This window comes from Pseudomonas sp. MNR3A, from assembly GCF_009650575.1.
GTDB classification, from domain to species: Bacteria; Pseudomonadota; Gammaproteobacteria; order Pseudomonadales; family Pseudomonadaceae; genus Aquipseudomonas; species Aquipseudomonas machongensis.
This window is the reverse complement of record NZ_VZZS01000019.1, coordinates 26,155-48,327: the sequence shown is the minus strand read 5'-3', so window position 1 is coordinate 48,327 and position 22,173 is coordinate 26,155. Positions and strand designations below refer to the sequence as shown.

The following is a 22,173-nucleotide window of genomic DNA, read 5'->3' as shown; positions in this document are numbered from 1 at the left end:
TACAGGTTGCGTGAGTGACATGAAAAACCCGCCTTGATGGCGGGTTCTTCATGTCTGGGGAACAGCGATGGGTCACTGCACCTGCTGCGGCGTGTCCTGGCCCATGCAGCGGATCGCCCGCTTGCGGTTGTCGACCAGCACGCCCGTCAGGCCCTTCTGCTGGGTATCGAACAACACCAGCACACCCTCGACACACTGCGCCACCTGCGGCGACGGATCGAGCGACACCCGGTAGTCCTCACCCGGGATCGTCTTGAGCATGGTGTAGTCCTGCAGCAGCAGGGCGTCCTCGGGCTTGGCGAAATGCAGGTAGCCGTAGTACCACAAGGCACCCACCGTCACGATGATGCTGCCGACACCGGTCAGGATCAGCGGGATGGCGTTGCGTTCTTCACTCATTGCTCATTCTTCTCGTCAGGGTAGTTCGGGACTTCCGCCAGTCGGCGCAGGCCGTTGAAGTGGCTGGGGTCGTCGAGGAAGCGCACCATCACCTGACGCCAGGTCGGGTCGGCGAAGGTCTGCACATGGTCGCCGCGGGTCAACTGCAACACGCGGGGCGGTGGGGCATGCTGGTACAGGCGGATACCGTTGGCCATGGGCACCAATTTGTCATCGATGCTGTGGAAGAACAGCTTGGGCGGGCTGTCCAGGCGTTCGATGGAGTGGATCGCGCTGTCAGCGTCAGGCACCAGCCACGACAGCGGCACCTGAAGCGGCCAGGTCATCCACGACGTGCTCAGGGCGAAACGCCCGACGTCGCGGTAACTCGCCGGTACGCCATCGAAGACCAGCGCACTGAAACGCTGGCGCTGCTCGGGATGGCCGGCCAGGTAATGGATGGCCATCGCACCACCCAGGCTCTGGCCGAGCAGCACCAGCGGCTTGCCCTGCACCTCGGGCGCCTTGCCCAGCCAGTCCAGCGCAGCGTCGATATCCTCATAGACCGCTGGCAGTGTCGGCGTGCCCTGGGACAGGCCATAGCCGCGGTAATCGATCATCAGAACCTGATAACCCTGCTCGGGCAGCCAGTAACTGCCACCCAGGTGCCAGGCCAGGTTGCCACCATTACCGTGCAGATGCAGCACCGTGCCCTTGACCTCGACGCCCGTCTTGGCCGGCAGCCACCAGCCATGCAGGCGAGTGCCATCCTCGGTGGTCAGCGTGACATCGCGGTATTGCAGGTGCGCTCGCTCGGGGGTGAACGGCTGGCCCGGCTCTGGATAGAACAGCAGGCTGCTGCAACCGGCCAGGCAGGTCAGTCCGAGCCCGAGCAACAGGGTGCGGCAACGCTTAGAGAATGTTCGCGTAGTCGGCTTCAATGCGATCCAGGCTCAGGTGATTGAGGAAGTTGGAGAAACACATCCAGGCCGACAGCGCGTTGAGGTCGCGGAACTGTTCGGGCAGGTACTTCGGCGGTTCCACCAGGCCCTCCTCGACCAGTTGGCGCAAGGTGCGCATGTCTTCCAGCGTGGTCTTGCCGCAGAACAGCAGCGGAATCTGCTCCAGCTTGCCCTTTCTCACAGCCAACTGAATGTAGTTGTAAACCATGATGAAGCCCTTGAGATAGGACAAGTCCTTGGTAAACGGAAGGCCATTGGGTACCGAACCGCGGAATACCCGGCTGGCATTGCCATAGCTTTCGGCCATCTCGAAGCCCTGGCCACGGAAGAACTCGTATACCTGCAAAAAATCGGCGCCCTGCTCCACCATGTGGATGGCGCGGGTGCGGTTGGTCAGCTTGCGCAAGCGGCTGGGGTAGGAGGCGAAGGCGATCACCTCCATGAGGATGGCCAGGCCCTCCTGGGTCACGGTCGACGAGGGCGGCCCCTTGGCCAGGAAGGTGCAGATCGGCTGGTTCAGGCCGTTGAGCGTGGTGCCCACGTGCACCAGCCCCTCGTGGACTTCCAGCGCGCGTACGTCGCGGCTGTTGAACATGGCATCGGCGCGCACCTTGATGTAGTCGGCACCGGCCGCCGCATCGGCCACGATGCCATCGGACTCGAACACGCGGATGGTTTCTTCTGCCTCGCCGAAGACCTTGTTCAGGCGCCGCTGGAGGATTTCCACCGCCTCCTTGGCCGTGAGGTTTTTCGGCTCGTCCTTCAGGTCACCACGGCCATCGATGTTGTTCAGGTAGTCCGAGAGCATCAGCCCCAGGTCGGCCAGGGTCGGGTCACCCGCGTGGAACGCGTCGGAGGCGGCGCCGTAGAGCTCCTGGGAAATCAGGCCGAAGTCCTCGGTGCCGCGCGCTTCGAGCATGCGCACCACCATGCGGTATTCGCGGCACATGCGCTTCATGATCTGCCCGACCGGGTTGAACTGGCCGAGCTGGCGGATGATGTCGCGCTCGATGGCCTGGAACTCGGCCTTCACCGCGCTCGAGTCGAACGACAGCGGACGGTTCTGGTAGTAGGCACGGTCCACCGCTGGCGGCTCCTTGCCCTTGGCCTTGAAAAAGCCCTGGCGAATGCCGTCGTCCCATTTCACCGCGTCCAGGACCCGGATCGGGGTCTGGGCCGCGACGATACGGTCGGACAATGCGCGTATGGTTTGCTGGTATTCGTCCACCGGGGACTCCTTGTAAGGCCCTATTCGCGGGCAAGCCCGCTCCCACAGGTACGCGGTATCCGCTATTTGCCGGCCCGCTGGAACCGCGCCACCTCGACGAACAGGTCGGAGTTGGCCGGATCGTCGAGGTAGGCCAGCACCCGCTCGGGGGGGCTGTCGATCAGCACGCCTGGGCCATTATCCTCGGGCACCTCGGTGCTGCGTCCGCTCAACTCCTTGTTGTTTACAGCCTGCTGGACCTGCTCGACGTCAAGGTTGTAGACCACCAGCTGCTTGCCGTCGACGACCTCGAAACCGCCAATCAGGAACTTGCCCCCCAGACGCTTGGGCACGCCGGCCGACAGGTACCAGCGGTTGCCATGGCGCGACACACTGAAAGTGTATTCCTCGGCGGCCTTGCCCTGCGTACGGGCCACTGCCTTGTAGGTGTTACCGCCAACGCGGCTGATGGTCAGCTTCAGTGGCTGGCCCCAGGCATCCTTGCTGCTCCATTGGCCCAGCAAGGCCTTGGGGGCCGGCTCATTACTGGCCAGCGGTTCGTCGAAGGTCACCAGACACCCGCCCAGCAGCAGGAACGACAAGGTCAACAACAGCACACGCCAGGCTTTCATCAGGTTCTCCTTGAAAAGATCGGCTGCGCCTCAAACCGCGGCCAGCACCAAGTGCAGGTAACGGGTAAGGATAGCGAGCATCTGCCCATCGGCCTGGGCGTTCGCTTCTTTGAGCAGCCCTTGATATTCCATCTGCTCGATGATGGCCGTCAACACCAGGGCGTCCTGCTCGGGCTGGCGCGAGCCCACCACCTGAAGCATCTGCCGCGCGCCATGCAGCAGGATCTGCTCGTGGGCCCGCACCAGTTCGGCCAGACGGGGGCACAGCAGCGCCTCCTGGCGGAAGGCCTGCTCGGCCATCAGGAAGTCGCGGCGGTTGTACAGCTGGCGGGTCACATAGTCGGCGGTCATGCGCGCCACTTCGTCGGCAAGGCGTGCACGGGACTGCGGGCTGCAGTCGCCCTGGGCCAGCAACTGGCGCAGCACCACTTCGGTGTTGGCCCACAGCTTGGCCATGTAGGCGGCGCTGCGTTCGACGTACTGGGCGAAGGTATCGGTGAGCAGGTCTTCGATATCCTTGAAGTAATAGGTGGTGGCCGACAGCGGCACCTCGGCCTCGGCCGCCACTGCGCGGTGGCGCACACCGCGCACACCGTCGCGCACGACGATGCGCATGGCCGCGTCGAGGATCTGCTGGCGGCGTTGCTCGCTGCCCTGGCGGCTGGTCTTGCGACCCTGGTACTGCACGCTCTCGGCGACGGCGTTGGCTACGCCGGCGGCGCCTTGCTGGGCGTTTGCGGGGGGCACGGTAGGGACCTCGGTGTCTGTCTGGGGGATGTTCATTGTCTGTACCGGCCCAATCGCGGGGCAAGTCGGATCGCCGCACCGCCGCTCCTACAGGTACAGCGCCGCACCTGCAGGAGCGGCGGTGCGGCGATCCGACTTGCCCCGCGATAGGGCCGGTACAGAGACTACACAGCCAGGCAAGAAAAAGCCGCCCCGAGAGGCGGCTTTTTCAAATCACTCAAGCCTGCGGACGCATGTGCGGGAACAGGATCACGTCGCGAATCGACGGCGAGTTGGTCAACAGCATCACCAGACGGTCGATACCGATACCTTCACCTGCCGTAGGCGGCATGCCGTACTCCAGGGCACGCACGAAGTCGGCATCGTAGTGCATGGCTTCGTCGTCACCGGCGTCCTTCTCGGCGACCTGTGCCAGGAAGCGCTCGGCCTGGTCTTCGGCATCGTTGAGCTCGGAGTAAGCGTTGGCGATTTCGCGGCCACCGATGAACAGCTCGAAGCGGTCGGTCACGGCCGGATTGTCATCGTTGCGACGGGCCAGCGGCGACACTTCGAACGGATACTCGGTAATGAAGTGCGGCTGCTCCAGCTTGTGCTCGACCAGCTCTTCGAAAATCATCACCTGCAGCTTGCCCAGACCTTCGTGGCCCAGCACCTTGGCGCCAGCCTTCTTGGCGATGGCGCGGGCCTTGTCGACGTCCTGCAGGTCGGCGGCGGTCAGCTCCGGGTTGTACTTGAGGATCGAATCGAACACCGACAGGCGCGCGAACGGCTCGCCGAAGTGGAATACCTTGTCGCCGTACGGCACGTCGGTAGTACCCAGGACCAGCTGTGCCAGCTCGCGGAACAGCTCTTCGGTGAGGTCCATGTTGTCACGGTAGTCGGCGTAGGCCTGGTAGAACTCGAGCATGGTGAACTCGGGGTTGTGCCGGGTCGAAACGCCTTCGTTACGGAAGTTGCGGTTGATCTCGAACACTTTCTCGAACCCGCCGACCACCAGGCGCTTGAGGTACAGCTCCGGCGCGATACGCAGGAACATGGCCATGTCCAGAGCGTTGTGGTGGGTTTCGAACGGCTTGGCCGCAGCGCCGCCAGGGATGGTCTGCAGCATCGGCGTCTCGACTTCGAGGAAGTCGCGCTCGATCAGGAATTTGCGGATATGCGAGATCACCTGCGAACGCACACGGAAGGTGTGGCGGGTTTCCTCGTTGACCATCAGGTCGACGTAGCGCTGGCGGTAGCGCTGCTCGGTGTCGGTCAGGCCATGGTGCTTGTCCGGCAGCGGACGCAGCGACTTGGTCAGCAGGCGCACGTCGGTCATCTCGACGTACAGGTCGCCCTTGCCCGAGCGAGCCAGAGTACCTTCGGCGCTGATGATGTCGCCCAGGTCCCAGGTCTTGACCGCGGCGAGGGTTTCTTCGGGCAGGGTCTTGCGGTTGACGTAGACCTGGATGCGCCCGGTCATGTCCTGGATCACCATGAACGAGCCACGGTTGAGCATGATGCGACCCGCAACCTTGACCGGGATCGCGGCTGCTTCCAGCTCTTCCTTGGTCTTGTCCGCGTATTGCTTCTGCAGGTCGTTGCAGTAGCTGTCGCGACGGAAGTCGTTGGGGAAGGCGTTGCCCTTGGCACGCTCGGCAGCAAGTTTTTCCTTGCGCAGGGCGATCAGGGTGTTTTCTTCCTGTTGCAGGTCTTGCGATTCGGTCTTGAGGTCGCTCATGTCGTCATTGTTTCCATCAGGTATTCGGTGCCCCTGTCGGGCAGGGCACGCGATACGGGCCCATGGCCTCGTATCGCGGCAGTGGTGTGCGGTTTACAGCCCCTGCTTGAGGCTGGCTTCCAGGTACTGGTCGAGGTCGCCGTCGAGGACCTTCTGGCAGTCGCTGCGCTCGACACCGGTACGCAGGTCCTTGATGCGCGAGTCATCGAGCACGTAGGAGCGGATCTGGTGCCCCCAGCCGATGTCGGACTTGCTGTCTTCCAGCGCCTGCGAGGCGGCGTTGCGCTTCTGCATTTCCAGCTCGTACAACTTGGCCCGCAGCATTTTCATGGCGGTATCCTTGTTGGCGTGCTGGGAGCGTTCGTTCTGGCACGCCACCACGGTGTTGGTCGGCACGTGGGTGATACGCACCGCCGAGTCGGTGGTGTTGACGTGCTGGCCGCCGGCGCCGGAGGAGCGGTAGGTGTCGATGCGCAGGTCGGACGGGTTGATCTCGATCTCGACCTTGTCGTCGATCTCGGGCGAGACGAACACCGCCGAGAACGAGGTATGGCGACGGGCACCGGAGTCGAACGGGCTCTTGCGCACCAGGCGGTGCACGCCGATTTCGGTACGCAGCCAGCCGAAGGCGTACTCGCCCTTGATGTGCACGGTGGCGCCCTTGATACCGGCGACTTCACCTTCGGACAGCTCGATGATGGTGGCGTCGAAGCCGCGCTTGTCGGCCCAGCGCAGGTACATGCGCAGCAGGATGTTGGCCCAGTCCTGCGCTTCAGTGCCACCGGAGCCGGCCTGGATGTCCAGGTAGGCGTTGTTCATGTCCATCTCGCCGCTGAACATGCGACGGAACTCGAGCTGGGCAAGGTTTTCTTCCAGGCCTTCCAGTTCGGTCACGACGTCGCCGACGGCACCCTCGTCACCCTCCTCGACCGCCATGTCGAGCAGGTCCTGGCAGTCAGCCAGGCCGTTGGACAGCTTGTCGAGGGTCTCGACCACCTGCGCCAGCATGGCACGTTCGCGGCCCAGGGCCTGAGCGTACTCGGGCTTGTTCCAGACGTTGGGGTCTTCCAGCTCGCGGTTGACTTCGATCAGACGATCAGCTTTGTGATCGTAGTCAAAGATACCCCCGAATGGACTGGGAGCGTTCGGTGAGGTCCTTGATGGTGTTCAGGATCGGTTGGATTTCCATGGCTCTGGCTACTCGCACGAATTCGGTGAAAAGCCTGCGAGTATAACGCCATTCATGCCAGGGCGGCAGCCCCGCCGGGCAGCCACTGCACTTGCCCATTGCAGGGGCGACCCGGCTGCACAGCTCCCAGGGTTTCGCGCAATGCGCGCTGGTTTCAGGCAACCCCGACCTGGTTACGCCCGCTGTTCTTGGCCAGGTACAGCCCCTTGTCCGCCGCCGAAATCAACTGCCGGCAATGACTGCCGACACTCGGCGTCTGCGTCGCCAGGCCAATGCTCACGGTCAGGCGCGATTCCGGTTGCGGGGCACTGTGCGGAATATTCAGACCCAGCACGGTCTGGCGCAGCTTTTCCGCAATCAGCCGTGCACCACCTGGCGAGGTGTTGGGCAGCACCAGGGCGAACTCCTCGCCGCCATAGCGCGCCGGCAGGTCGCTTGGGCGCGAGCAGGAGCCGCGGATCGCTTCGGCCACCTGGCGCAACGCTTCGTCACCGGCCAGATGGCCGAAGCTGTCGTTGTAGGCCTTGAAGTAGTCGACATCGATCATCAACAGCGACAGTTGCTGCTGCTCGCGCATGGCGCGGCGCCACTCCAGTTCCAGGTACTCGTCGAAGTGGCGGCGGTTGGACAGCCCGGTCAGGCCATCAGAGTTCATCAACCGCTGCAGCATCAGGTTGGTGTCGAGCAGCTGCTGCTGGCTGACACGCAAGGCGCGATAAGCCTCGTCACGCTGCAGCAGGGTGAGGTAGGAGCGCGAGTGATAGCGGATACGCGCCACCAGCTCGATGGTGTCCGGCAGCTTGACCAGATAGTCGTTGGCCCCGGCGGCGAAGGCCGCACTCTTGACCAGCGGGTCCTCCTTGGTCGACAGGACGATGATCGGGATATCCTGGGTCGCCGGGTTGTTGCGGTACTCGCGCACCAGCGTCAGACCATCCAGGCCCGGCATGATCAGATCCTGGAGGATCACCGTCGGCTTGATGCGCATGGCCTGGGCTACCGCCTGGTGTGGATCGGCACAGAAGTGGAAGTCGATGTTTTCCTCGTGGGACAGCCCACGACGCACCGCCTCGCCGATCATCGCCTGGTCGTCGACCAGCAGGACCATCGCGGCGCTTTCGTTGATCGTCGTGAAACCATCGATCGGTAGGTCATTCATCCCTATTCACCAGGTCACTACCGGCCAGGCGGCGTGACTCAATACATATCGTCATTTCGGAAAGATTTCCACAAGTCGCCCGGCAATTCGCTCCAGCGGCCGTATCTCGACCGCCGCCTGGATCGCTGCGGCGGCCTTGGGCATGCCATACACCGCACTGCTTTGCTGGTCCTGGGCGATGGTCAGGAAGCCCTGCTCGCGCATCCACTTCAGGCCCTGCGCGCCATCGCGGCCCATGCCGGTGAGCAGCACGCCCACCGCATCGCTGCGCCAGAAGCGCGCCACGCTCTCGAAGAACACGTCGATCGAGGGGCGGTAGATTTCGTTGACCGGCTCGGCGGTATACGCCAGCTGGCCATTCTGCAACAGCCGGATGTGGTGGTTGGTACCTGCCAGCAACACCTGCCCCGGCTGCGGTGGTTCACCCTCGCGGGCCAGGCGTACCGGTAGCCCGGACACACCGCTCAGCCATTCGGCCATACCGGCGGCGAACACCTGATCGACATGCTGAACCAGCACGATGGCCGCCGGAAAATCCCGTGGCAGTCCCTTGAGCAACACTTCCAGCGCAGCCGGGCCGCCCGCCGACGAACCAATGGCCACCAGGCCGCAGCGAAGCACTGGGTTGCGCACCGGCACCGCCTCGGTGCGCGCCGCGCTGGAGCGCTGCTGGCCGATCAGCCAGCTGATGTTGAGAATCTTGCGCAGCAACGGTGCCGCCGCCTCCCGGGCATCGCCCGCGCCCAGTGCCGGCGTGTCGACCACATCGAGGGCGCCGTGGCCCATGGCCTCGAACACCCGGTGCACATTCTGCTTGCGATCCACGGTGACGATGACGATGGCGCAAGGGGTTTCGGCCATGATCCGGCGAGTCGCCTCCACGCCATCCATCACCGGCATGATCAGGTCCATGAGGATCAGGTCCGGCGTCTGCTCGGCACACTTGTGCACGGCCTCGGCACCATTGCCGGCCACCCAGATCACTTCGTGCGCAGGCTCGAAGGCCAGCGCACGGCGCAAGGCTTCGACAGCCATGGGCATATCATTGACGATGGCGATCCTCATCCCTGGGCTCCTCCAATCAACTCCTCCACCGCATCCAGCAACGCATCGTCATGGAAGCTGGCCTTGGCCAAATAATAGTCGGCGCCTGCATCCAGTCCACGTCGGCGGTCCTCTTCCCGGTCCTTGTACGACACCACCATCACCGGCAACGACTGCAGGCGATTGTCGCGACGCACCAGGGTGACCAGCTCGATACCGTCCATGCGCGGCATGTCGATGTCGGTGATCAGCAGGTCGAAGTCTTCGCTGCGCAGGGCGTTCCAGCCATCCATGCCATCGACCGCCACCGCTACGTCGTAGCCCCGCGTACCCAGCAGCTTGCGCTGGAGCTCGCGTACCGTCAGCGAGTCGTCGACCACAAGGATGCGCTTGCGCGCCACTCCCCGGCCCGCCCGTACCCCGCGATCGATACGCTCCAGGCGCCCGGTGCTCAGCAGCTTGTCCACCGAGCGCAAGAGGTCTTCGACATCGATGATCAGCACCACCGAGCCATCGTCGAGCAAGGCGCCGGAGGAAATGTCCTGGACCTTGCCCAGACGCGGGTCGAGCGGCATCACCACCAGCACTCGCTCGCCGATCAGGCGCTCCACGGCCACACCGTACAGTTGCTCGCGCTCACGGATGACCACCACGCGCAGATTGTCCGCCTCCTCCTGCGCCGCCGGACGGTTGAGCAACTGGCTTGCGGCGACCAGGCCGATATGGCGGTCTTCGTGCCAGAAGTGCTGGCGACCTTCGATCTGGACGATGGCCTCGGCCGGTACATCGAGAGTGCGTTCGATGTGCGCCAACGGGAAGGCGTAGGCTTCGCCACCGACCTCGACCACCAGGCTGCGCACCACCGACAGGGTCAGCGGTACCTCCAGGTGGAAGCAGCAGCCCTGCCCCGCCACCTGAGTGAGCTCGATGGACCCGCGCAGTTCGCGCACCATGTGCTGCACCGCGTCCAGGCCGACGCCTCGTCCAGACACCTCGGTGACCTGGTCACGCAGGCTGAAACCGGGCAGGAACAGGAAGGTCAGCAGCTCGGCCTCGCTCATCTGCGCCACGGTCTCGGCGGGCGACAGTGCCCGATCGACGATGCTGCGGCGCAGGCGCTCAAGGTCGATGCCCGCACCGTCGTCGCTCAGTTCGAGAATCAGCAACCCGGCCTGGTGCGATGCGCGCAGGCGCAGCGTGCCGTCACTGGGCTTGCCCGCCAACAGGCGTCGCTCGGGCTGCTCGATGCCATGGTCGACAGCATTGCGCAGCAAGTGCGTGAGCGGCGCCTCGAGTTTTTCCAGCACATCACGGTCGACCTGGGTCTTCTCGCCCTCGATCAGCAGCCGCACCTGCTTGCCCAGGGAGCGCCCAAGGTCGCGCACCATGCGGCTCTGCCCGGTCAGCACATCGGCGAAGGGACGCATCCGGCAGGCCAGCGCAGTGTCGTACAGCAACTGCGCGCGCTGGCTCGCCTGCCAGCCGAACTCGTCGAGGTCGGCAGCCTGCTGCTGGAGGATCTGTTGGGTTTCGGCGAGCAAGCGCTGGGTCTGGGCCAGGGCGTCGAGCACCTCGGCGCTCTGCCCGCTGCCCTCGAGCTGGCTCTTGAGCCCGTCGAGGGCGCGCATGCCTTGGCCATGCATGCGCTTGAGGCGCTGCAGGCTGGCGAGATAGGGCTTGAGCCGCTGGGTTTCCACCAGCGACTTGCTCGACAGGTCGAGCAGGCTGTTCAGGCGGTCGGCGGTGACCCGCAGCACGCGCTCCGCGCCCTCGCCTGCGCGCTTGCCGCCCCTGGCTGCGGGCGCAGGCTCCACTTCCGCCTCGGGCTCGACAGGCGTCGTCGGCACCTCGGGCGGCATCGCCAGCGGCGAAGGCGTGGCCGCACCGCCGGCAGCATCCGGCGCGGGTGCCGAAGAAGGGTCGAGCAACATGGCCATCTGCACCAGGAACGCCGGCACCGCCGTTTCGGCCTGGGTATCCCCGGGTGTTGCAATGCGCATCAGCAGGTCAGTGCCCTGCAACAAGGCATCGATGTGATCAGGGCGCAGCAACAGGCGGCGCTCCTGGGCCGCGACCAGGCAATCCTCCATGACATGAGCGACGCTGACGCCGGCATCGATGCCGACGATACGCGCGGCGCCCTTGAGGGAGTGCGCTGCGCGCATGCAGGCTTCCAGCTGGTCGACCTGGGCCGGATTGCGCTCGAGGGCCAACAGCCCGGCACTGAGCACTTGGGTCTGGGCCTCGGCCTCAAGGCTGAACAGTTCGAGCAACGATGCGTCGCGCATTTGCTCCGGGGTCATGACAGGCTCCGCTTCACGGCAGACAGGAGGTGTTGGTCATCGAGTACGCGCACACTGCGGCCACGCCATTGCAATACCGCCAGCGTGAAGTGGGCCGCGTCGTGCTCCTCGTGCAGGCGCGAAGTGTCCAGCCGATGGATGCCGTCGATCTCGTCGACCGGCAATACCACCGGGCCACCTTCGGCAGCCAGGATCAACATCCGTGGCATCACCCGGCCGCTACGCTCCTGTGTCGGCGCCAGCTCCATGCCCAACAGGTCGGCGAAGGACAGGCACGGCACCAGCGCACCTCGCACGTTGGCGACCCCCTGCAACATCCGCGAACGCTGGTGCGGCAGCGAGTGAACGGCCTGCAGCGGCGCGATCTCCGCCAGGCAGGCCGTGGCCAGCGCCAGCCATTCCTCCCCCAGCCTGAACAGCAGCATGGAACGGCCGACAGTGCCCTGTTCCACCTGCACGGTCTCGATATGCTCGTCCTGCAACAAGGTGTAGCGGTCGAGCAGGCGGGTAGCCGCCGCGGCATACACTTCGCAATTGCGGCAGTGGATGTGCCGGTCCAGCAGGGGACATTGCTTGTCGCCATGGACACCGATGCGATTCCAGCAGTCGTCGATGTCTTCATGGTCCCGGGCGATCAGGTCCATCGAGTAGGCACCGCTCATCGTTCAGACTCCCTGCCCGCCCGCGCCGCCCGCTCCTGCAGGCGCCGAGCCCCTGTGACATCCCCCTGGGATGCCAACAGCGTGGCCAGGTGCAGCAGCGCCTCGGTGTGCTGGGGCTCAAGGTACAGGGCCTTGCGGTAATGCTTGAGTGCTTCGCCGGCATCGCCCTGGGTATCGCTGAGCAGCCCCAGCCAGTAGTAGACCTGCGCCGCGGGTTCGAACAGACGCAAGTAGCGCTCGCAACTGGCGCGGGCCTGCTCGCTGGCACCGGCATTGGCCTGGCGGGCGATGGCTGCCAGCAACTCGCTTTCGTTCTCGTTCATGGTCGCCAACGCAACCGGCCTGGCGGGCGGGCGGGGAGCACGGGCAAAGGGTGGTGCCGCCACGGGCATGGCGACTGGACGCGGCGAAGCCACCGGCGCGATGGCGGGCCGTGCCGACGGCACCGGGTTGACCGGCGGCTGTACGCCAAGCTGATCCTGACGCACGTAGGCGAACGACTGCGCGATGCCGATCGGCCGCATGCCCAGGCGCGCCAGCAAACTGCCCTCGGCCGGGCCGATGAACAGCACGCCATCGTCGTGGAGCAGCTGTTTCAGCACCTCGAAAACCCGCTGCTGGGTAGGTACGTCGAAATAGATCAGCAGGTTGCGGCAAAAGACAAAGTCATAGACTCCCTTGCGGCTGCGCAAGGCGGGATCGAGCACATTGCCAGGCTCCAGGCTGACCTGCTGGCGCACGCGCTCATGCAACCGGTAACTGTCATCGGTGCAGTCGAAGTGCCGCTCACGGAATGCCAGTTCACTGCCCCGGAACGAGTTGCGGCCATACACGGCCTGCTCGGCACGGGCGAGGGAGCTGGGGCTGATGTCCATGGCATCGATGCGCACGGCCGATGGAGACAGACCGGCATCGAGCAGCGCCATGGAAATCGAATAGGGCTCCTCGCCGGTCGAGCACGGCAGGCTGAGGATACGCAGCGGTCGTGATCCGGCCAGCTCGACCAGGCGTTTTTGCGCCAGCCCGGCCAATGCCGTGAACGATTCGGGATAACGGAAGAACCAGGTCTCGGGGACGATCACTGCCTCGATCAACGCCTGCTGCTCGCCGGGCGATTGCTGCAGGCGCAGCCAGTAGTCGTCGAGGTCACGCGCGGCAAGTACCACGCACCGCTGGCGCAGGGCCCGCTCGACCATCGGCGCGCCCACCGAGTCCACATCCAGGCCGATGCGCTCCTGCAGGAAGCGGAAGAAGCGTTGTTCGATCATCCTGCCACCTGCGCGGATTGATCCGGGAACAACAGCAGGCGTACGGCATCGCTCAACAGGTCGTCAACCTGGATGCGCTGCAACAGCCCCTGTGCATCCTGTCGCACAGGGCCCAGGTAACGCGCCTCGCTGTTGTCCAGCCCATAGGGCTGGAACTCGTCGGGTTGGCAACGCACGGTGTTGGTCGCCTGTTCGAGCACCAGCCCCAGTTGCAGGCCATTGCCATAACGCACCAGTACCAGGCGCGTGCTGGTGCGCTGCGGTGCAGGCGCGCCGAAGGTAAGGGACGACAGGTCGATGACCGGTACCAGCGCGCCGCGATGCCCGAGGATCCCGGCGACCCAGACGGGCGCCTGGGCGATGGGTTTGAGCGGGCGCAGCGGCAGCACCTCTATCACTTCGCGCACATCCAGGGCAAAGCGCTGTTCGCCAATATGGAACAGCAGGTACAACACGCCCTTGGCTTCGGCCGGCCGCTGATCATGCGGTTGCAGATCGTTCATCGCCGTCAGACTTTGAAGCGCGAGACACCGCCACGCAGCCCGGCAGCCACCTGGCTCAGTTCGTCGATGGCGAAACTGGCCTGGCGCAACGACTCGACCGTCTGCGTGCTGGCATCACTGAGCTGGGCCAGCGCCTGGTTGATCTGCTCGGCGCCGGTGGCCTGGGCCTGCATGCCCTCGTTGACCATCAGGACCCGTGGCGCCAGCGCCTGCACCTGATGAATGATCTGACTGAGCTGCTCGCCTACCTGCTGCACCTCGAACATGCCGCGGCGCACTTCCTCGGAGAACTTGTCCATGCCCATGACCCCAGCCGACACCGCGGACTGGATCTCGCGCACCATCTGCTCGATGTCGTAGGTGGCCACTGCGGTCTGGTCGGCCAGGCGGCGCACTTCGGTGGCCACCACGGCAAAACCGCGGCCGTACTCACCGGCTTTTTCCGCCTCGATGGCCGCGTTGAGCGACAGCAGGTTGGTCTGGTCGGCGACCTTGACGATGGTCACCACCACCTGGTTGATGTTGCTGGCCTTCTCGTTGAGGATGCCCAGCTTGGCGTTGACCAGGTCGGCGGCGCCCATCACCTGATGCATGGTTTCCTCCATGCGCGCCAGGCCTTGCTGGCCGGACCCGGCAAGGCTCGAAGCCTGGTCGGCGGCACTGGTCACCTCGGTCATGGTACGCACCAGGTCACGCGAGGTCGCGGCGATCTCGCGCGAGGTGGCGCCAATTTCCGTGGTGGTTGCAGCGGTTTCGGTGGCCGTGGCCTGCTGCTGCTTGGAGGTGGCGGCGATCTCGGTGACGGAGGTGGTCACCTGCACCGATGAACGCTGGGCCTGGGCCACCAGGTTGGCAAGCGCCTCGCCCATTTCATTGAAACCATTCTCGATGGCGCCGAACTCATCCTTGCGGTCCAGGTTCAGGCGCGCGCTGAGGTCACCCGAGCGCAGCTTGTCGAGGGCATGCACGATGCGCTGCATGGGAGCACTGATGGCGCGCATCAGCAGCAGGCCGCAGATACCAGCAGCGACAATCGCCAGAATCAGCGAAACGATCATGCTGCCCTTGGCGGTGGCCACGGCGCTGACGATCTCGCGGGTGGCGGCATTGGCGGATTCGGTATTGCGGTCGATCACCGAGTTCAGGTGCTTGCGCCCGTCGGTCCAGGCCGGTGTCAGTACTTCGGCGATCAGGCGCTCGGCTTCGGGGTAGTTCTTCTCGCGGTAGGCTGCCAGGACCTGGTCGACCACCTTGACGTAGGCCTCCTCGAGACGCACGAAGGTGTCGAAGGATGCCTGGTCCTCCGCATCCTGGATCGTGCCCTGGTAGTTGGCCATCTGCGCCCTGAGGCGGTCGTGGAACCCCTTGAACAGCTCGAGGTCGGCCGAGGTCAGCTCGCGATGGTTGGACAAGCCGACCAACTGCTGGCTGGCGACGTAACTGTCGACCCAGGCGCTGCGGATCATCGAGCTGTAGTAGATCCCCGGAATGCTGTCCGTGCCCACTGCCTGCTCGCTGGCTTCGATGGTCACCAGGCGTGAATACGCCGCTACGATCATCAACAGCATGATGGCGATGATCACGGCGAAACTTGCCAGGATCCGTTGGCGCAAGGTCCAGTTCTTCACAATCAGCCCTCAGGAATTCTTCACGAGCGGGAAAATCGTCGAAGTATAGCCTAGGCGCCAGGCGCGTTATCGGTTGAATTGCGGAGTATTCCGGCATCCCTGCCGATTAAATAGCCAATCGCCACATCACTGCGCTGCAGCGTCCCGTACCTGGCGTTCCAGTTCCTCACGCAAGTTCGGGTCCAGGCGCAATTGGCGGGCCAGTTCGTCAAGGTAGGCGCGCTCCATGAAGTGTTCCTGATCGACCATCATCACACTGGCCAGGTACATCTCTGCGGCCATTTCAGGGGTCTGTGCGGCACGGGCCACTTCGGCAGGATCGAGCGGCTTGTTCAGCTCGGCATGCAGCCAGGCCTGCAGCTCGCGATCGCTGTCCAGGCGCACGAACTCGCCCTCGATCAGTTCACGCTCGCGCTCATCGATATGACCGTCGGACTTGGCCGCCGCCACCAGCGCCTTGAGCACCGCCTGGCTGTGTTGCTCGGCTTGGGCCGGCGGCAGGCGATCGAGGGTCTGTGGCTCCTGCGCAGGGGCCTGGCCCTGGCGCGCCTGCCAGTTGCCATAGGCTTTGTAGGCCAGCACGCCAAGGGCGGCGAGGCCACCGTAGGTGAGTGCCTTGCCACCGTACTTGCGCGCCTTCTTGCTGCCCAGCAGCAGGCCCATGGCCCCGGCCGCCAGCGCCCCGCCTCCGGCACCGGAAAGCAGGCCGCCAAGGCCAGAGCCCTTGCCTTGGCCACCCCCGAGCAGATCACCAAGACCGGGCACCTTGCCCGCCCCGCCCTTGCCCTGCTGGTTCTGCAGCAGTGACTGGCCGGACTTGAGCAGTTGATCGAGCAGACCACGGGTGTTCATCTGGATGACTCCTGGACGGATAGGAAAGCTCCAGAGTAGGCCCGCAGCCTGAATTCTCCCTTAACGCATTTGCTTCGGGATGTTGCATCCGGCCAGTCGAACGGGACGCGGATCCATCACTCCCGCAGATCCGACTCATGAATCGGATTGGCCCGGCTGGTCGCACGTTGGTACTGCGCAGGCCAGGTTGCCTTGTTGCCACCCAGGTCATCGTCGGCATGCAGCGGCCAGTAAGGATCGCGCAGCAGTTCGCGGGCGAGGAAGATCAGGTCGGCCTGACCGGTACGCAGGATGTGTTCGGCCTGGGCGGGTTCGGTGATCATGCCCACGGTGCCGGTGGCGACTTCCGACTCCTTGCGCACCCGCTCGGCGAAGCGGGTCTGGTAACCCGGGCCGGTGGGGATCTCGGCATTGACCGAGGTGCCGCCCGAGGACACGTCGATCAGGTCGACCCCCAGCGCCCTCAGACGACGCGCCAGCTCGACCGTCTCGTCTGGGTTCCAGCCATCCTCGACCCAATCGGTGGCCGATACCCGCACGAACAGCGGCAGCTCCTGCGGCCATACCTCACGCACGGCCTCGGTCACCTGAAGCGTCAGACGAATACGGTTCTCGAAGCAGCTGCCGTACTCGTCACGCCGCTGGTTGCTCAGGGGCGAAAGAAACTGATGCAGCAGGTAGCCGTGCGCCGCATGGATTTCGACGACCTTGAACCCGGCTGCCTTGGCACGCTCGGCGGCCTGGACGAAGGCCTGGACAACACCCTGGATCTCATCGTGGCTCAGCTCGCGCGGCGGCGTATGCTCCGGATCGAAGGCGATCTTCGAAGGCCCGACCGGCTGCCAGCCGCCGTCCTCGACCTTGACGCTGCCGTGCTTGCCGAGCCAGGGACGATGGGTGCTCGCCTTGCGCCCGGCATGCGCCAGCTGAATGCCCGGAATGGCGCCCTGGGAAGTGATGAAGCGGGTGATACGTTGCAGTGGGACGATCTGGTCGTCGTTCCACAACCCGAGGTCTTCGGCGGTGATTCTTCCGTCGGCAGTGACAGCCACCGCCTCGGTGATCACCAGCCCGGCGCCACCGACGGCGCGACTGCCCAGGTGGACAAGGTGCCAGTCGTTGGCCAGGCCATCGACGCTCGAGTACTGGCACATTGGCGAAACCGCAATGCGATTGGGCAGGGTCAGCTGACGCAGGGTATACGGCTCAAGCAGCAGGCTCATGAGGGGACCTCCCAAGGACTCCAATGGTGATCCGGCCCGGACACTCGTGTGCGGCCGTGGCCCGGTACCGGTCTTCTCTGAGACTAGACCAGATTACCCTGGGGGGAGGTTCCGCCGGATGGACGCCCCGCGCTGAGGGCTGCCCTCTGTCAGCGCGGCTCCATGTGCGCAATCATCAGTTGCACGCTTTCATTGCCGCGAAACTCGTTCACATCGAGCTTGTAGGCCACCTCCACCCAACGCACCGTCGGGTTGGGCCACACGTCGCGGTCGATACCGAAGGCGATCCCATCGAGTTTCACCGAGCCGCACTCGCTCTTGAGCACCACTTTCAGATGCCGCTCCCCCACCACGCGCTGTTCGACCATCTGGAACACGCCATGGAACAGCGGCTCGGGAAAATGCTGCCCCCAAGGGCCGGCATTGCGCAGGGCGCGGGCCAGGTCCAGATGAAACTCCTCGACCGCCAGGGTGCCGTCGGACAGCAGGCGCCCGGTCAGGTCGTCCTCGCACAACTGGCGCCGCACCTCTTCGTCGAACGCATCGGCAAAGGCCTGGAAGTTAGCCTCAGGCAGCGACAAGCCTGCGGCCATGGCGTGGCCGCCGAACTTGCTGATCAGGTGCGGCTGGCGTGCGGCCACGGCATCCAGCGCATCGCGGATATGGAAGCCCGGCACCGAACGGGCAGAGCCCTTGAGCATGCCCTCGCCCGCATCGGCAAAGGCGATGGTCGGTCGGTGGTAGCGCTCCTTCAGGCGCGAGGCGAGGATGCCGATCACACCTTGGTGCCAGTCGGGGTCGAACAGGCACAGGCCATAGGGCATGGACTCGATCGGCAGGTCCTTGAGCTGGGCCAGGGCTTCGCGCTGCATGCCCTGCTCGATGGACTTGCGATCCTGGTTGAGCCCGTCCAGTTGCCCGGCCATGTCCAGCGCAACGGCGGCGTCTTCGCACAGCAGGCATTCGATGCCCAGGCTCATGTCGTCCAGCCGACCGGCGGCGTTGAGCCGTGGCCCGAGGATGAAACCCAGGTCGGTCGAGGTGATGCGCCGATGATCGCGCCGCGCCACTTCGAGAATTGCCTTCAACCCAGGACGAGCACGCCCGGCACGGATGCGCTCGAGCCCCTGGTGCACGAGGATACGGTTGTTGGCGTCCAGCGGCACCACGTCGGCGACACTGCCCAACGCCACCAGGTCGAGCAGTTCGCCAATGTTCGGTTGGGCCTGCGTCTCATAGCGTCCAAGGCTGCGCAGACGGGCACGCAGGGCCATCAGCACGTAGAAGATCACCCCTACCCCGGCCAGCGACTTGCTGGGGAAGGTGCAGCCTGGCTGGTTCGGGTTGACGATCGCATCGGCGTCGGGCAACTGCTCGCCAGGCAGGTGGTGGTCGGTGACCAGGACCTTGAGCCCGGCAGCCTTGGCCGCCGCCACGCCATCGACACTGGAGATACCGTTATCGACAGTGATCAGCAGTTGCGGCTGACGCTGCAACGCCACCTGCACGATCTCCGGGGTCAGGCCATAGCCGTACTCGAAGCGATTGGGCACCAGGTAATCCACATGGGCCGCACCCAGCAGTCGCAGCCCCAGCACACCTACGGTGCTGGCGGTGGCGCCATCGGCGTCGAAGTCGCCAACGATCAGGATGCGCTGACGCAGGTCCAGGGCCTCGACCAACAGGTCGACGGCCGCCTCGATTCCTTTAAGTTGCTGGTACGGCAACAGGCGCGCCAGGCTCTTGTCCAGTTCGGACTCGCTCTGCACGCCGCGGGCGGCATACAGCCGGGTCAACAGGGGCGGCAGGTTGCCAAGGAAGGGCAGTGCCGATGGCAGGGGGCGGGGTTCGATACGCATGGGGTCTTCGGCTGTCAGATCGGATCAGGTCAGCCGCGCTCACCGAGCAGCCACTGCAATTGGACTTCGTGCTGGCCACGGTCGTCGGTGACGAATACCGTGCCTTCACTGATCATCACATCCCATTTGATGGTACGCGGCATGTCGGTGGCCAGAACCTCCAGGACTTCCTGCGGGACAGCAGCGATGCTCAGGTTTTTCAGGCCCTTGACCGCGCCGACCACCTTGTTCTCCCACACCCGCAAGCTGCCATAGGCCAGCAGGCTGGTGCGCTCGGTACGGCGCGAGCACCAGGTGAGACGGTCGGCGTCGGGCTGGCCGACTTCGATCCAGTGCAGGATGCGATCATCCAGGCTTTTTTCCCACAGGGCGGCCTCATCGACATCCGACAGACCGCGGCCGAACGACAGGTTCTCGTTGTACCAAAGGGCGTAGGCCAGCAGACGGACGGCCATGCGTTCCTCGGTCTCCGACGGGTGACGAGCGATCGTCTGACGCACGTTTTCGTACACGCCGCGGTCGAGGTCGGTCAGATTCAGTTCGAACTTGTAGGTGGTGGAAGGCTGGGCCATGGGAAAGGGGCTTCTTTGGAGAAAGTCGCAGAGTTTAACCGATCCGAGTTTGTTGGGGTGGGTGGTCGCGCATCTGCGTGCACTGGACTCTGCCTTGCAACAGTATCTGCCATTGACCAGCTGTGATAAAACCAAGCCTCTTTTCTGTCGCCACGGACGCACCATGCCCACCCCCGCCAAACCCCTCGCCGGTCTGAAGGTCATCGAGCTCGGCACCTTGATCGCCGGCCCCTTCGCTTCGCGTATCTGCGCCGAATTCGGCGCCGAGGTGATCAAGGTCGAATCACCTGATGGCGGCGATCCGCTGCGCAAGTGGCGCAAACTGTATGAAGGGACTTCGCTGTGGTGGTTCGTCCAGGCACGCAACAAGCAATCGCTCACGCTCAACCTCAAGCACCCCGAAGGACGCGAGATCCTCAAGCAATTGCTGGCCGATGCTGACATCCTGATCGAGAACTTCCGCCCTGGCGTGCTGGAGAAACTCGGCCTTGGCTGGGAGGTACTGCATGCCCTCAACCCACGCCTGGTAATGGTACGCCTGTCAGGCTTCGGCCAGACCGGGCCGATGAAGGACCAGCCAGGCTTCGGTGCCGTCGGCGAGTCCATGGGGGGCCTGCGTTACATCACCGGTTTCGAGGATCGTCCGCCCGTGCGCACGGGCATTTCCATCGGCGACTCGATCGCCGCCCTCTGGGGCGTGATTGGTGCGCTGATGGCCCTGCGCCACCGCGAAGTCAATGGCGGTGAAGGACAGGTGGTGGATGTGGCGCTGTACGAGGCAATCTTCGCGATGATGGAAAGCATGGTGCCGGAGTTCGATGTGTTCGGTTTCATTCGCGAGCGCACCGGCAACATCATGCCGGGCATCACCCCCTCCTCCATCCACACCAGCGCCGACGGCCGGCACGTGCAGATCGGCGCCAACGGCGATGCGATCTTCAAACGCTTCATGCAGGCCATCGGCCGCGACGACCTCGCCGAGGATGCAACCCTGGCCAGCAACGATGGCCGTGACCTGCGTCGCGACGAGCTGTACGGGGTGATCGACCGCTGGGTCAACAGCCTGCCGCTGGAACAGGTGATGCAGGCGCTGAACGACGCAGGCGTGCCTGCCAGCCGCATCTATTCGGCCGAGGACATGTTCAGCGACCCGCAATTCCTCGCCCGGGAAATGTTCCTTCAGGCGAAGCTCCCAGACGGCAAGCCCTTCAAGATGCCGGGTATCGTGCCCAAGCTGTCGCAGACACCCGGCTCCACGGAGTGGGTCGGGCCTGCGCTGGGAGAGCACACGGCGACACTGCTCGCCGGGCTGGGCTATAGCACTGCCGAGGTGGCACGCCTGCGCGAGCAGGGGGCGGTCTGATCGGGCGTCGAGCAAGCATGATGCGCATGTTTGTGCTGCTCTGCGTCCTGCTGCTGCCCTGGCAGCAGGGCCAGGCCCGCGAGCGCCTGACCTGGCTGGTACGCGACCTGCCACCGTTCACCATTTTCGAAGGCCAGGAAAAGGGCCAGGGCGTGGTCGATCGCATGCTGCCTCTGCTCATCGAGCAGATGCCCGAGTACGATCACACAATCCTTCGGGTAAATCGCGCGCGCGGCATCCAGATGCTCCAGGAACGCAACTTCACCTGCGACCCGACCCTGCTATGGACACCGGAACGCGCCCATTTCGTGCATTTCTCCCAACCCTCCCTGCCCATCCTCAGTGGCGGGCTGATCATCCGCAAGGCAGACCTGGGACTACTGGAAGAGTCCGAGGAAGGCACGCCTGTGGACCTGAAGCAGATGCTGGTACGACCAGGCCTGAAGCTGGGAATAGTGGCCCAGCGCAGCTACGGGGTCGTGGTCGACGAGATCCTGAGCCAGTTGCCAGAAACCACCCTGAGCCGCCACTACGGCAACGATGCCACCGCCAACCTCCTGCAGATGCAGCAACTGGGGCGCCTGCAACTGGTCCTGGGCTACTGGCCGGAGGTGCGCTACCTGATCCAGCAGCAGGGCGGCTCGCTGGACAGCTACCAGTTCCACCCGATCAAGGGGGCGAATCGCTACCAGTTTCTGCATGTGGGCTGCTCCGACACGCCACTGGGACGCGAAGCCATCGCCCATATCGACAAGCTGTTGCCGCACCTGCGCCAGGAAGTACTCCCCGAGTTCTACGCCAGCTGGCTCGACCCCGAACTGCGCACAGAGTACCTGGAGCAGACACGGCACCTGGTCGAGGAGCTTCCCTCTGCAGCCAACGTCCAGCCATGACGCAGACAA

General features: G+C 64.5%; 20 protein-coding genes. 2 read left to right on the top strand and 18 right to left on the bottom strand.

Annotated elements, in window-relative coordinates; all coding sequences use genetic code 11:
- Positions 1 to 72 precede the first annotated feature (72 nt).
- The 18 genes from F6X62_RS14700 to F6X62_RS14615 all read right to left on the bottom strand — a co-directional run bounded on the left by F6X62_RS14700 (position 73) and on the right by F6X62_RS14615 (position 19,908).
- Entirely contained in the window at positions 73 to 399 is a 327-nt protein-coding gene (locus F6X62_RS14700) for a hypothetical protein (protein WP_063543336.1), read from the bottom strand.
- Positions 396 to 1,319, bottom strand: a complete 924-nt coding sequence (locus F6X62_RS14695; protein WP_153773973.1) for an alpha/beta hydrolase — start codon at positions 1,317 to 1,319, stop codon at positions 396 to 398. Before F6X62_RS14695 ends, F6X62_RS14700 begins: the two co-directional genes overlap by 4 nt.
- Positions 1,291 to 2,568: a flavohemoglobin expression-modulating QEGLA motif protein gene (locus tag F6X62_RS14690; RefSeq protein ID WP_054895067.1), complete on the bottom strand. Its 1,278-nt coding sequence runs from the start codon at positions 2,566 to 2,568 to the stop codon at positions 1,291 to 1,293. Before F6X62_RS14690 ends, F6X62_RS14695 begins: the two co-directional genes overlap by 29 nt.
- A gap of 62 nt (positions 2,569 to 2,630) precedes the next feature.
- The gene (locus F6X62_RS14685) at positions 2,631 to 3,179 is read right to left on the bottom strand and encodes a hypothetical protein (protein ID WP_153773972.1); all 549 of its coding nucleotides are present in this window, start codon (positions 3,177 to 3,179) and stop codon (positions 2,631 to 2,633) included.
- A 30-nt stretch (positions 3,180 to 3,209) separates the two neighbouring features.
- Positions 3,210 to 3,962, bottom strand: a complete 753-nt coding sequence (locus F6X62_RS14680; RefSeq protein WP_063543332.1) for a TetR/AcrR family transcriptional regulator — start codon at positions 3,960 to 3,962, stop codon at positions 3,210 to 3,212.
- Positions 3,963 to 4,143: 181 nt separating this feature from the next.
- A complete protein-coding gene (gene lysS / locus F6X62_RS14675) occupies positions 4,144 to 5,646 on the bottom strand; it encodes a lysine--tRNA ligase (RefSeq protein WP_054895070.1) in 1,503 nt (500 codons plus the stop codon).
- A 93-nt stretch (positions 5,647 to 5,739) separates the two neighbouring features.
- Positions 5,740 to 6,835 (bottom strand): peptide chain release factor 2 gene (prfB, locus tag F6X62_RS14670; protein WP_112897576.1). Its coding sequence is split into 2 segments (ribosomal slippage): positions 5,740 to 6,762 and positions 6,764 to 6,835, totalling 1,095 coding nucleotides; the frame shifts between segments, so codons are not numbered across the junction.
- Positions 6,836 to 6,989: 154 nt separating this feature from the next.
- Positions 6,990 to 7,994 carry a PleD family two-component system response regulator gene (locus tag F6X62_RS14665; protein WP_054895071.1) on the bottom strand — a complete coding sequence of 335 codons (1,005 nt, stop codon included), beginning with the start codon at positions 7,992 to 7,994 and terminating at the stop codon, positions 6,990 to 6,992.
- A 51-nt stretch (positions 7,995 to 8,045) separates the two neighbouring features.
- A complete protein-coding gene (locus F6X62_RS14660; protein WP_153773971.1) occupies positions 8,046 to 9,059 on the bottom strand; it encodes a chemotaxis response regulator protein-glutamate methylesterase in 1,014 nt (337 codons plus the stop codon).
- Positions 9,056 to 11,341, bottom strand: coding sequence for a hybrid sensor histidine kinase/response regulator (locus F6X62_RS14655; protein ID WP_153773970.1), 2,286 nt, complete (start codon positions 11,339 to 11,341; stop codon positions 9,056 to 9,058). The genes F6X62_RS14660 and F6X62_RS14655 overlap by 4 nt, the downstream gene beginning before the upstream one ends.
- Entirely contained in the window at positions 11,338 to 12,003 is a 666-nt protein-coding gene (locus F6X62_RS14650; protein WP_153773969.1) for a chemotaxis protein CheW, read from the bottom strand. Before F6X62_RS14650 ends, F6X62_RS14655 begins: the two co-directional genes overlap by 4 nt.
- A complete protein-coding gene (locus tag F6X62_RS14645; RefSeq protein ID WP_153773968.1) occupies positions 12,000 to 13,271 on the bottom strand; it encodes a protein-glutamate O-methyltransferase CheR in 1,272 nt (423 codons plus the stop codon). Before F6X62_RS14645 ends, F6X62_RS14650 begins: the two co-directional genes overlap by 4 nt.
- Positions 13,268 to 13,774 carry a chemotaxis protein CheW gene (locus F6X62_RS14640; protein ID WP_153773967.1) on the bottom strand — a complete coding sequence of 169 codons (507 nt, stop codon included), beginning with the start codon at positions 13,772 to 13,774 and terminating at the stop codon, positions 13,268 to 13,270. The genes F6X62_RS14645 and F6X62_RS14640 overlap by 4 nt, the downstream gene beginning before the upstream one ends.
- Positions 13,775 to 13,779: 5 nt before the next feature.
- The gene (locus F6X62_RS14635) at positions 13,780 to 15,402 is read right to left on the bottom strand and encodes a methyl-accepting chemotaxis protein (RefSeq protein ID WP_112897572.1); all 1,623 of its coding nucleotides are present in this window, start codon (positions 15,400 to 15,402) and stop codon (positions 13,780 to 13,782) included.
- Positions 15,403 to 15,528: 126 nt separating this feature from the next.
- The gene (locus F6X62_RS14630; RefSeq protein ID WP_063543314.1) at positions 15,529 to 16,254 is read right to left on the bottom strand and encodes a tellurite resistance TerB family protein; all 726 of its coding nucleotides are present in this window, start codon (positions 16,252 to 16,254) and stop codon (positions 15,529 to 15,531) included.
- Positions 16,255 to 16,370: 116 nt separating this feature from the next.
- The gene (locus F6X62_RS14625; protein WP_054895079.1) at positions 16,371 to 17,477 is read right to left on the bottom strand and encodes an NADH:flavin oxidoreductase/NADH oxidase; all 1,107 of its coding nucleotides are present in this window, start codon (positions 17,475 to 17,477) and stop codon (positions 16,371 to 16,373) included.
- 149 nt (positions 17,478 to 17,626) lie between these two features.
- On the bottom strand, positions 17,627 to 19,336 hold the full coding sequence (recJ, locus tag F6X62_RS14620; RefSeq protein ID WP_112897571.1) for a single-stranded-DNA-specific exonuclease RecJ: 1,710 nt from the start codon (positions 19,334 to 19,336) through the stop codon (positions 17,627 to 17,629).
- A gap of 29 nt (positions 19,337 to 19,365) precedes the next feature.
- Complete coding sequence (locus tag F6X62_RS14615; protein ID WP_054895081.1) at positions 19,366 to 19,908, bottom strand: YaeQ family protein; 543 nt, start codon at positions 19,906 to 19,908, stop codon at positions 19,366 to 19,368.
- Positions 19,909 to 20,071: 163 nt separating this feature from the next.
- On the opposite strand from F6X62_RS14615, the gene F6X62_RS14610 reads away from it, so the two are divergent.
- Together F6X62_RS14610 and F6X62_RS14605 are read left to right on the top strand one after the other, a co-directional pair.
- Positions 20,072 to 21,271: a CaiB/BaiF CoA-transferase family protein gene (locus F6X62_RS14610; RefSeq protein ID WP_153773966.1), complete on the top strand. Its 1,200-nt coding sequence runs from the start codon at positions 20,072 to 20,074 to the stop codon at positions 21,269 to 21,271.
- 20 nt (positions 21,272 to 21,291) lie between these two features.
- Entirely contained in the window at positions 21,292 to 22,164 is an 873-nt protein-coding gene (locus F6X62_RS14605) for a TIGR02285 family protein (RefSeq protein ID WP_153774045.1), read from the top strand.
- Positions 22,165 to 22,173 lie beyond the last annotated feature (9 nt).